12 protein-coding genes, 4 tRNA genes and 2 riboswitches are annotated in these 10,750 nt (G+C 55.5%); of the genes, 3 read left to right on the top strand and 13 right to left on the bottom strand.

The window, feature by feature from the left end:
- Positions 1-285: 285 nt before the first annotated feature.
- Positions 286-1,548 carry a UDP-N-acetylglucosamine 1-carboxyvinyltransferase gene (murA, locus tag WG934_RS09530; protein WP_339980040.1) on the bottom strand — a complete coding sequence of 421 codons (1,263 nt, stop codon included), beginning with the start codon at positions 1,546-1,548 and terminating at the stop codon, positions 286-288.
- A gap of 47 nt (positions 1,549-1,595) precedes the next feature.
- Between murA and WG934_RS09525 the strand changes: the two genes are divergently transcribed.
- Complete coding sequence (locus tag WG934_RS09525) at positions 1,596-2,174, top strand: cob(I)yrinic acid a,c-diamide adenosyltransferase (RefSeq protein ID WP_339980039.1); 579 nt, start codon at positions 1,596-1,598, stop codon at positions 2,172-2,174.
- A 75-nt stretch (positions 2,175-2,249) separates the two neighbouring features.
- Here WG934_RS09525 and ramA read toward each other — a convergent pair whose 3' ends face one another.
- The 5 genes from ramA to WG934_RS09500 all read right to left on the bottom strand — a co-directional run bounded on the left by ramA (position 2,250) and on the right by WG934_RS09500 (position 6,554).
- The gene (gene ramA, locus WG934_RS09520) at positions 2,250-3,086 is read right to left on the bottom strand and encodes an acetate metabolism transcriptional regulator RamA (RefSeq protein ID WP_339980037.1); all 837 of its coding nucleotides are present in this window, start codon (positions 3,084-3,086) and stop codon (positions 2,250-2,252) included.
- A 317-nt stretch (positions 3,087-3,403) separates the two neighbouring features.
- A riboswitch (cobalamin riboswitch) is annotated at positions 3,404-3,663 on the top strand.
- 198 nt (positions 3,664-3,861) lie between these two features.
- On the bottom strand, positions 3,862-4,656 hold the full coding sequence (locus WG934_RS09515) for an energy-coupling factor ABC transporter ATP-binding protein (protein WP_339989884.1): 795 nt from the start codon (positions 4,654-4,656) through the stop codon (positions 3,862-3,864).
- Between the two features lie 12 nt (positions 4,657-4,668).
- Positions 4,669-5,421 carry a cobalt ECF transporter T component CbiQ gene (cbiQ, locus tag WG934_RS09510; protein ID WP_339989883.1) on the bottom strand — a complete coding sequence of 251 codons (753 nt, stop codon included), beginning with the start codon at positions 5,419-5,421 and terminating at the stop codon, positions 4,669-4,671.
- Positions 5,421-5,798, bottom strand: a complete 378-nt coding sequence (locus WG934_RS09505) for an energy-coupling factor ABC transporter substrate-binding protein (protein ID WP_339989882.1) — start codon at positions 5,796-5,798, stop codon at positions 5,421-5,423. The genes cbiQ and WG934_RS09505 overlap by 1 nt, the downstream gene beginning before the upstream one ends.
- Positions 5,799-5,804: 6 nt before the next feature.
- Entirely contained in the window at positions 5,805-6,554 is a 750-nt protein-coding gene (locus WG934_RS09500; RefSeq protein ID WP_339989889.1) for an energy-coupling factor ABC transporter permease, read from the bottom strand.
- Positions 6,555-6,620: 66 nt separating this feature from the next.
- Positions 6,621-6,856, bottom strand: a riboswitch (cobalamin riboswitch).
- 224 nt (positions 6,857-7,080) lie between these two features.
- Here WG934_RS09500 and cysK point away from each other — a divergent pair.
- Both cysK and epsC read left to right on the top strand, forming a co-directional pair.
- Positions 7,081-8,013 carry a cysteine synthase A gene (cysK, locus tag WG934_RS09495; protein WP_339989881.1) on the top strand — a complete coding sequence of 311 codons (933 nt, stop codon included), beginning with the start codon at positions 7,081-7,083 and terminating at the stop codon, positions 8,011-8,013.
- 99 nt (positions 8,014-8,112) lie between these two features.
- Complete coding sequence (gene epsC / locus WG934_RS09490) at positions 8,113-8,706, top strand: serine O-acetyltransferase EpsC (RefSeq protein WP_339980030.1); 594 nt, start codon at positions 8,113-8,115, stop codon at positions 8,704-8,706.
- Between the two features lie 90 nt (positions 8,707-8,796).
- On the opposite strand, the gene WG934_RS09485 is transcribed toward epsC, so the two are convergent.
- The 7 genes from WG934_RS09485 to WG934_RS09455 form a co-directional block, all read right to left on the bottom strand.
- Complete coding sequence (locus WG934_RS09485; RefSeq protein WP_339980029.1) at positions 8,797-9,078, bottom strand: GNAT family N-acetyltransferase; 282 nt, start codon at positions 9,076-9,078, stop codon at positions 8,797-8,799.
- 76 nt (positions 9,079-9,154) lie between these two features.
- On the bottom strand, positions 9,155-9,613 hold the full coding sequence (locus WG934_RS09480) for a hypothetical protein (RefSeq protein WP_339989880.1): 459 nt from the start codon (positions 9,611-9,613) through the stop codon (positions 9,155-9,157).
- A 157-nt stretch (positions 9,614-9,770) separates the two neighbouring features.
- A tRNA-Phe gene (locus WG934_RS09475) sits at positions 9,771-9,843 on the bottom strand.
- 23 nt (positions 9,844-9,866) lie between these two features.
- Positions 9,867-9,943: transfer RNA gene (locus tag WG934_RS09470), tRNA-Asp, on the bottom strand.
- Positions 9,944-10,072: 129 nt separating this feature from the next.
- Positions 10,073-10,390, bottom strand: coding sequence for a rhodanese-like domain-containing protein (locus WG934_RS09465; protein WP_339989879.1), 318 nt, complete (start codon positions 10,388-10,390; stop codon positions 10,073-10,075).
- Between the two features lie 169 nt (positions 10,391-10,559).
- A tRNA-Asp gene (locus WG934_RS09460) sits at positions 10,560-10,633 on the bottom strand.
- A 26-nt stretch (positions 10,634-10,659) separates the two neighbouring features.
- Positions 10,660-10,735: transfer RNA gene (locus tag WG934_RS09455), tRNA-Glu, on the bottom strand.
- Positions 10,736-10,750 lie beyond the last annotated feature (15 nt).

The following is a 10,750-nucleotide window of genomic DNA, read 5'->3' as shown; positions in this document are numbered from 1 at the left end:
CAAACCCCGCAGAACAAAGTCAAACCAGACCCGAACCACAACAAGGAACGAAACCATCCCCACCAACACAACAACCACAACCACCGGCCGCAGCCCGTCGCGCTGACTCCGATAACAATACACATACCGCTCCAACAAAGGCCAACTCCGCTGGTCACATGTGTTTTTTAGCCCTATTGACACCGTCGAGAAGCGGAATATTGCTGGAAACAGCTGTCAGAAATGGAGAAGGCGGCACCCAAGAAGGATGCCGCCTGTTGTGTTCTTACTTAACTTGTCTTGGAACTAGGAGACGCGTTCGATTTCTGCGCCGAGCGCAGTCAGCGTTTCTACGAAGCATGGGTAGCCACGATCAATGTGGTAGACATCGTGCACTTCGGTGACATCCCCCGGCTCCGCACACAGACCCGCGAGTACGAGTCCAGCTCCGGCACGAATGTCCGAAGACCATACGGGAGCGGAACTCAGCTTGTCCTTGCCACGGATCATGACATGGTGACCATCGATGGTGGCATCAGTGCCGAGTCGAATCATTTCGTCGACGAAGCGGAAACGCGACTCGAATACATTCTCGGTGAGAACGCTGGTTCCTTCGCTCACTGCGGAGAGTGCAATTGCCATCGGCTGCAAGTCAGTGGGGAATCCCGGGAAAGGCAGAGTTTGGTAGTTGACTGCCTGTGCGCGGCCATCCATACGAATGCGGAATCCGTTGGTAAACGTCTCGATCTGAGCACCCGCGTTCTTCAGCTTCTCCAGCGGAAGATGCAGATGACGCGGATTAATGCCACCAACAGTGACATCTCCACCGGTCATAGCCGCAGCATAAGCCCACGTACCAGCAATAATTCGGTCACCAACGACCTCGTGTGTCACGGGGTTCAAGGACTTCACGCCATCGATAGTGATGGTATTCGAACCAGCACCCTGGATCTTCGCACCCATCTCGATCAACATGTTGCACAAGTCGACGATCTCAGGTTCACGAGCAGCGTTGTCCAACACTGTGTGGCCCTCTGCCAACACAGCAGCCGTCACGATGTTCTCGGTTGCACCCACCGACGGGAAGTCCAACTTGATGTTCGCACCATGCAAGCCATCGGCTTCTGCCACGACGCAACCATGATGAATGAACGTCCGCGCACCCAGCTTCTCCAAGCCAGACTGATGCATATCCAAAGGACGAGAACCAATGGCATCGCCACCAGGCAGTGCAACTACAGCCTTGCGGCACCGCGATGTCAACGGGCCGAGCACGCATACTGATGCTCGGAACTGACGTACCGCCTCGAAGTCAGCGACTGGAGAGATGCTCTGGGGAACATCAATGCGGATGACATCCCGATCACGCTCGACGGTGCAGCCCAATCCTTCGAGCACCTTTTGCATCAGCGGTACGTCATCAATTTCAGGGCAGTTTGTAAGAACAGTCGTGCCTTCGGCAAGCAGGGCTGCGCCCATCAGCTTGAGCACGGAGTTTTTCGCGCCAGACACGCGGACCTGCCCGCTCAGCTGAGCGCCACCTTTGACAAGGAATCGTTCATTTCCCACGCAACCTACCCAACCACACTTTTGCGATTCACGCTTAGGCTGGGTGTATGTCTGTACATCTCACACGCATTTACACCCGCACGGGCGACGACGGAACCACCGGTCTTTCTGACTTTTCCCGGGTTCCGAAGGACGATCCACGACTGATCGCCTACGCCGACTGCGACGAAGCGAACACAGCTCTCGGTCATGTTATTGCTCTGGGCGAGCTTTCCGACGACGTCGCAAAGGTCATCCGTCACGTCCAGAATGATCTCTTTGATGCTGGCGCAGACCTGTCTACCCCGATCGAAGAGAACCCAAAGTATCCACCGCTGCGCATTACCCCGGAGTACATCGAGCAGCTAGAGAAGTGGTGCGACCAGTTCAACGAGGATCTGCCGAATCTAGATTCGTTCATTTTGCCAGGTGGTACGCAGTCCGCAGCGTGGCTGCACACGGCTCGGGTCGTCACTCGGCGCGCGGAACGTTCGGCATGGGCTGCCGTCCGCGAATTTCCTGACACCACCTCGGTACTTCCCGCAAAGTACTTGAACCGGCTGTCCGACCTCTTGTTCATTCTGGGTCGCGTCGCCAACAATGGCGATGATGTTAAGTGGGTTCCAGGCGGTCAGCGCGATCAGTAGCGATATATACAAACGGGGTCGTCGTTAAGCGGAAAACTTAACGACGACCCCATCAACGTTTGTACGACATGAAGCTTATGGCAGCGCGCCAATTCGACGCGCGGCGTTCACGGCTTCGTAACGGGTGTGAGCACCCAGCTTGCGCATCACCGAGCGCAAGTACGACTTCACCGTTTCAGCACCAATACCCATTTCTTCGGCGGCCTCGACATTCGTGTGACCGAGTGCGACGCATGCCAAGACATCGAGCTCACGCGCAGACAGCTTGGTGGTCTGCTTGACGCGAACTGGGGTGACCATCTGATCGCACAGTTCCTCGAGTTCCTGACGAAGCTTTTCGTCATCGACCCGGTTGGCCAACATGCGCAGCTTCGAGTGCGTAGAGCGAACCTGCTCCCACTCGGCGCCGTTCATTATTCGGCCGCCCTTACCGCCACTCGTGCGGTCCATGTTGCGACATGCATCTACGACCGCCAGGTCTTGTTCCAAGCAACGCGCAGTCATGGTGACCTCTTCGAGGACCTTGTCCCCTAGTCGCACCGACGAATGCACCCCTGCGTACAAGACGCCACGAACCAATCGGCTCACAATAACTGGAACTGCAACCAACGAGTGCAGGCCTTCGTCTTTCACTGCTTGGTCGTATTCATGTGTGATCACCTTCGCGCGAAGGTAGTCACTCACACCTACCGGACGACGAGTCGCCAGCACGCGGCCACCAACACCTGCGCCAGACTCTATTACCAAGTTCTGCATAGCGGGAGTGCGCAAGCCAACCCAATGGCTAATCTGCATCTTCCCGTGCTCAGTGACCTCTGCATACATGGTGACCGGAATCCCGGTGGCATTCTTAAGCGTCACGAGAGACGACTTAATAACCTCTGCATCATCCAGAATGCGGTGGGGGTCCATCTAGCATCCTCCTGCTCCGCGGAAACCACCCGCCGGGGCAACCCAAGCGGGGGCGAAATTTCGTACAGGTTAGATATTACCCTCCGTTTGGGTGCCCCTGCATTGAGGCAAAAATCACACCACTACTAAACAGCGCTCAAAAATTGTCACTTTCCCACAACCTTAATACATATTAACAATTCGCATGATTCACAGTTTGTCCACGTTATCTTTGATTGTCCTGTAATTGTGCAAGTTTGCTACCCCCACAACGGGAATCGTGTATCGCGCCTCCGAAATTTCGTATGCTGGCATGTGCACCAGGTCTTGTCTGATCGTTTTGCGTCATTCCTCCAAGTGATCCGAACTTTCATTGTCAAGCGCAAGAGGGAATCCGGTGAAATTCCGGAGCTGTCCCGCAGCGGTCAACTGGAACGAAATTCGACATGTGCACTGGGTGAATCAGCTCACCTGGGAAGCGTCGAAAAGTAGGCCATCTATCGTGTGGTGCTGCCAGCATTTGTGCGGCAGTCATCAAAAGCCACCGATAAGACAAACGCCAGTGAGCCCGAACACCTACCTGTTGCGTCGGATCCTGTTGATCCGGCCACTGAGGGCGCCCGTGGACAGGCGTGACGTGAAAGCCTGCAGGTAGACGACGCGACACGTTTGCTGCACTTCCGGCGTGCTGTTCCATGGGTCCTCTTAGTTTAGGTGTGCTCCAGTGCACGAGCTGCGACGTCACTACGCGAAGGCCCCACAGTGGAAAAAACGCTTCTAACTGGTCAGTTAGCGACTATTTCTCACCGAGAATATCGGCGGGAGTCCTCACCGTTCGCCCCAACGCCTCAGATACCACTGGTGCCCACGGCAACGTGAGTCGCGCTTTGTTGATCAATTCGGACCTCAGCAAAACATCATTCGGCTCACCCACCACGAGCTTCTTTTCGACGATCACCGCTGCGCTATGTGCAAAATTCCAAGCAATGTTGACATCGTGCGTAGCCATGACGATTGCGGTACCGCCGGTATGGAGACGTTGAAGAGTGTCCAGAAGCTTCGCCGTTGAGGCAGGGTCGAGCCCTGCTGTCGGTTCGTCGAGAAGCAAGATCCGTGGGCGCATCGCCAAAGCTCCGGCTAGAGCCACCCGTTTGCGCTGGCCAAAGGACAGTTGGTGTGGAACGCGGTCGGCGAGATCGGAGATTTCGGCAGCGTCCATTGCCTCGCGCATACGTGCGCGAATCTCAGGTTCTTCGAGGCCTTGGTTCGCTGGCCCATACGACACATCCGCAGAAACAGTAACGGCGAAAAGCTGTTCGTCGGGATCCTGCGTCACCATTTGGACACTTTCTCGGATCCGATTTCGCCCCCTGCGGTCATATTTGTAGGGAGCACTGTCAAGAGAAATGCTGCCAGTTGTGGGGACAAGCGACCCTGCCAACATCCGCATCAACGTGGATTTCCCAGAACCGTTCGCACCGAGGAGCGCAAGCTTTTCGCCAGGGCGGATATCTACGTTGATCGCGTCGAGAATCTGCATACCGGGGTACGAAAAACCGAGCTCAGACGCCGTAAGAATTGGATCTGGCATTGAAATTCCTCCTCACCGCGTTAGATCTGGCCCGTACCACTGAATTATCGCCCACACTGCAAGTACCGCGAAAAGCAGCCCGACAGAAACCACGACGAATCGCTTATCGACGGGCCGTATCTCAGCCAAAACCCTCGTTGCGCCTGGCTCCGCTCGAAGTTCTAGACCGTCTTGGAGCTTTTGTGCGCGGGCAAAAGCCACGATGAAAAGGTTCGCAGATTGTGCTGCCACGCCGGTTACCATCCCACGTCGAGTCGTATGCCCCAGCCTGCGTGCTTGTGATTCGTGCATGCCACGCGCAGTAGCGATCAGAGAGTCTGTCATGCGGTACGTCAGCTCGGCAACGTAGGTGATGGACCGCGGAATCCCACGGCGTTCCAGCCACACCAAGAGTTCTGACATGGGAGTAGTCAACGCAAACGTCATCGTGCAGGTTATGCCCGCAATAGATCTCATGACCACTTCTGCCGCCCGCTGTGGACCAGTCGGTGACCACATGATGCCATCTGTCGACACAGACACCAGGAGCGGAGTAATCCCCACCAGCACAAAAGTGGCAGGTGCAATGACCATTGCAGCGAGCAATCGCATTGGTACTCGTGCAATCCACGCTGTGACAACCGCGATGGCGAAAACTAGTGGAGCTACTGCCCAGGGCGATAGCGAGATCACCAGCAGCAGTAGCCCACCGAACAGCAGTACTTTCTCGCCCACATTTCGCTGCGCCCACAGACTTGCTGCGGCCGCTACTTCCAGGGCGTTCATTAGGACGTGGTGTTTCCTACATCAGATGCGCTTCGAGAAGCATTGTCAGTTTCACGACGGCTACGCTCCTGAGAGCGACCACGATAATTGCCAAGCACGTACCCAAGAACTCCAGCCCCGAGGCCAGCTTGGAGGGCAAAAATACCGGATTCCACTTCACCAGGAAGTTCTCCGATTACAGGTTTAAACCATGGTTTGTAGTCAGGGTTGGATTCTTCAACCAACTCCGTTGCTGCACCGTCGGCTCCTCCGAACGATTCCTCCGCCTCGGGATCGCCAAAGTTGAAGAACATAGGAAACGCGGCCAGCAGAGCGATCGCTGCGATGATCAGCGCGGTAATCCAGCCATTGTTTTTTGTTGTGTCTTTGGTGGACATGGTGTTTTACGCTCCCTGCTTGACCGCGACGTCGTCACGTGTGTTGTCTTCGTACTCCGCTGCAACTTCAGCTGCAACACTGTCTGATACTTCGCTGCGAGTGAGCACGCCGAGACCAAACAGTTCCTTTGCTGCTACAGCTCGCAACGCACGAACTACCAAAACGGTGAGCAGACCCTCGATGACGGCTAGTGGGATCTGAGTTATAGCGAAAATGCCCATGAAAGTCGCAAGTGCACCGAGGAACCCGCCAGGATCTGCCGGGTGAGCCAACGCGAGCTGAGCCGAAGTGACACAGTACGTGGACAAGTCAGCCAAGAACGCGGCAACAAAAACTGCGGGGAGCAAGCCGCTCCCCAGTTTTCGCGCTAATAGATAGCCGGCATAGCCTACCCACGGACCAACGACAGCCATCGAGAACACATTGGCACCAAGCGTCGTAATGCCGCCGTGAGCAAGCAATAACGCCTGGAATAGCAACACGATGGTGCCCAGCAGCGCCATCACTGGTGGCTTGAACACCACCGCACCAAATCCGGTTCCCGTCGGGTGCGAGGTAGACCCCGTCACAGATGGAATCTTCAGTGCCGACAGGACAAATGTGAACGCACCCGCCGCGCCCAACAACATGCCGGATCCGGGGTGCTCTTTCAGCGTCTTCTTCACCCGAACCGCACCATGAATGACAAATGGCGCCGAGGCAACAGACCAACCAATTGCATGGCTTACAGGGAGAAATCCCTCTGCAATATGCATTTTCTTCTTCTTTCCGCGACACCCATCACCTCGTGGATGACGCACGGTGAATCCAACCGCGTATGCGGCTGGGGCGATGCGACGGCCGGTCTCCTGGCTGACGAGGCACGCAACCACCATGCGCGAATCTGCATTGCAGTTTGCGACCAAACCGACGCCTTCCGCAACGTCACCGCACCTTTTCCATCGAGCACGATGCATCACGTGGCACCAACTGTCGGTTGGAGTCACCTCGATCACAGTGGCGAGGGCCGCTGTCCATTTTCAAGACATTCCCGTCCACCGTCGATCAGAATTGATTTTAGCAGTCACTTACGAACATTCTCGATTGCCTACCGCTACACATCTGTTCAGTGGCCAACCCTGCAATCACGCCCACTACCTGCACAGATAAACACATACCTGCCCGACCCCTGCCGCAAATAGACTAACCAGTCTGTACAAATGGAATAGTTGCGCGTACACTCGCCGTTGAATTCGACGATTAGACAATGAATCTCACAAACAGTGAAGGGAAAGACTACAAATGACAATCCACAACGATGTCACTGAACTCATCGGCGGCACCCCGCTGGTTAAACTCAACCGCGTAACCGAAGGCCTTCCAGGAACCGTCGTAGCGAAGCTTGAGTACTACAACCCGGCTAATAGCGTGAAGGACCGAATCGGCAAGGCGATTATCGATGCAGCTGAAAAGTCCGGCGAACTCAAGCCAGGTGGCACAATTGTCGAAGGAACCTCCGGAAATACCGGCATTGCGCTGGCTATGGTGGGCGCAGCGCGCGGTTACAAGGTCATCTTGACTATGCCGGACACGATGAGCTCCGAGCGTCGTGTTCTCCTACGCGCATTTGGCGCCGAGCTGGTACTGACTCCAGGCGCAGATGGCATGAAGGGTGCCGTCGATAAGGCAAAGGAGATCGTGGCTTCGACGGAGAACTCGATCCTTGCTTCCCAGTTCGACAACCCTGCCAACCCAGCAATTCATGAAATCACCACTGGTGAAGAAATCTGGGCGGACACCGATGGCAATATCGACTACTTCGTGGCGGGCATTGGCACGGGTGGCACGGTCACCGGCACCGGCAAGACCCTGCGCCGATACAACTCCGACATCAAGATCGTCGGCGTCGAGCCTGCTTCTTCCCCACTTCTCACCGAGGGCAACGCTGGCCCACACAAGATTCAGGGAATTGGCGCGAACTTCATCCCAGAGGTATTGGACCGCGAGCTTCTCGACGAAGTGATCGCGATCAGCAACGAAGATGCAATTGCAGTCTCGCGTAAGGTAGCGACCGCCGAGGGTATCTTGGGCGGCATTTCTGCCGGTGCAAACATCAAGGCAGCACTCGAGATCGCTGCTCGACCAGAAGCTGAAGGCAAGACGATCGTCGTCATCGTTCCTGACTTTGGCGAGCGTTACGTATCGTCAATCCTCTACGAAGACCTGCGTAACTAAGTCCCTAGACGCCTTCAACCCCCATGAGGCCACGACAGTATGCCGTAATTTCAGGCAGCACTGTTCGTGGTCTCATTCCACTCTGTAAGGTGTTTCCCTATGAACCGTATCTTCGAGATCCTCAAGGAGGATCTGGACAACGCACGTAATCACGACCCAGCTGCTCGTGGAGACGTGGAAAACGCTGTTGTCTACTCTGGCCTCCATGCGATTTGGGCACATCGGTTAGCTCATCGCCTATGGAAGCGAGGCGGAGCAGCCAAGGGAGTTGCGCGAGTTTTGGCGCAATTCACCCGCTTCCTCACTGGCGTCGAGATTCACCCCGGCGCAACCATCGGCCGACGTTTCTTCATCGACCACGGCATGGGCATTGTTATTGGTGAAACCACTGAAATTGGTGACGACTGCATGCTGTACCACGGTGTCACCCTCGGTGGCCGCAGCCTCGAGAAGGTCAAGCGTCATCCCACGCTGGAAAACGGCGTCACTGTCGGTGCTGGCGCCAAAGTACTTGGCCCAGTTGTAATCGGGGCCGGCTCTAGCATCGGTGCGAACTCGGTTGTCACGAAGGATTGCCCTCCGAACTCCATTGTTGTCGGCATCCCAGGCAAGGTACGGCAGGCCAAACCAACAGAGCATGAAAAGCTGTGTGATCCTGCTACCTACGTGCAAGGCGACGGCGACCGCAGCTAAGCGGATTCCCCTCGACTACAGCAAAACCCCAGGCATTTGCCTGGGGTTTCTTCTATCCACATGAAGTACGAACTACTTCGATGTAACTGGCTACTTCTGCACGACATCCTGGTATTCAGGATTCTTGGCAATAAACCGCTCCACGGCTGAGCAGGATGGGATGATCGTGCGACCGTTCACTCGAACGTCGTCAAGCGCAGCCTTAACGAGTGGCTTAGACAACCCCTGGCCCTGGAACTCTGGGTAGACCTCAGTGTGATTGAAGTCCAGGGCGTCACCAGCGGTCTCATAAGCTGCGAAACCAGCCTCGGCACCGTCGACAGTAATGACGTAACGTGAGGCGTCCTTATCGTGGGTAATTTCCTGCGACATGGTTACTTCCTTCTTTCAGAACTTTGGCAACAGCGTTTGTTTGTTTGAGTGTACTAGGACAGCAAACGCGTCGTCTTTAATTCTGGATAAGTGGAGGTTCGCCAGGATGCTCATCAGCAACGCCGACGGCTACACGGCATGGAACATTGCCTTCGGACTCTGCGCGCTCAGCTGCATGGCCTGAACGCCACCCTGGGCTCACGATGTCTGCGAGCGGACCGGACAAATCAGCCAGTTCCGCGTGGGACAACCCTGGAACGATGACAGAGATACGCTGACGCGCGCGATCGCCTGGATCCTGACCAGGGTTTGCCTGTGTCCACAAATCAGCCAACGACGACGTGCGATCGACATCCGGCATGACATCCTCGTAGACCGTGGCTTCACTCTCCGGAGCGAATTCAGTCAGCGCAGCTTTAATTTTTGCCGCAGCCTCCTTACGGCCTGCACCATCGGTATAGAGGAAAATACGAATTACCGATGGCAAGGTTGCGTCGCCAGACATCGTGCCGGCGGAAGCGTACTCAGTGGTCATAACCCCCATACTAGCGACCCCAATTCGCGGTTAAGCAATGTCCCCGAAACTCGTGGTCCATATAGTGAGAAATGTTGAAACTCGACGCATTTCTTGCCTCGATGGAGGTAACACCGACACAAAAGCCCCAGTTGACGAACCAACTGGGGCTACATTGTGGCCAGAAGCGGGATCGAACCGCTGACCTTCCACTTTTCAGGCGGACGCTCTACCGACTGAGCTATCTGGCCATAGCTTCACCATAAGGAAAAGCTGGCGACCCTGACGGGACTTGAACCCGCGACCTCCGCCGTGACAGGGCGGCGCGCTAACCAACTGCGCCACAGGGCCAAAATGTCTTTGCAGACATCTGCCGCGCTTGGACTTTCATCCTTGCACGAGAGGTTACTTTACACAGAATGGCATGAAAGCCACAAATCACCAGGTCATTAGCAATTTAGCCCAATGTGAAACAGCTCTCTACTGTGTTGCATTCCAGGAGCTTACGCCACCGGCCAACCAGTAGGCTTCGAAGCCTTCCTTTCGTAGCACGCTTGCCGCACGACGAGCCCGTGGACCATGCGCACATACCGCTACGATTGGATGCTTCATGTTCAGTTCTTTACTGCGAGACGACAATTCATGAACCGGTATATGAGCCGACTTCTTCAGTGGCTGAGACTTCCGCTCTGCAGCAGTGCGCACATCAAGCAAACGAGCACCGCCTTTAACCAAGGTGGCCGCCTCAAGTTCGCCAACCTTCCACTCAGAGCCAAACAGCTTGCTAAAGAAGCCCATGCTGATCCCCTATTCCACGTCTTAACGGCACGCGATTGACAACATTTCAGGAAATCGTACCTGCAGAGCACGGAAATTGAGGAGCGTTGGCTCCGTGGAACTCAACAAATAACCCACCCGGGAAAAGCAAAAAAGGCACAGACCCAAAGTCTGTGCCTTCACATAATTGCGACCCTGACGGGACTTGAACCCGCGACCTCCGCCGTGACAGGGCGGCGCGCTAACCAACTGCGCCACAGGGCCATGAAGAAAACTAAAAAGAATTTTAGTGGTACTCCCAACGGGATTCGAACCCGTGTTGCCGCCGTGAAAGGGCGGAGTCCTAGGCCTCTAGACGATGGGAGCCCGGCTTCATATTGC

Source organism: Corynebacterium sp. H78, from assembly GCF_037572275.1.
Lineage (GTDB): Bacteria > Actinomycetota > Actinomycetes > Mycobacteriales > Mycobacteriaceae > Corynebacterium.
This window is presented reverse-complemented; position numbering and strand designations above follow the sequence as displayed.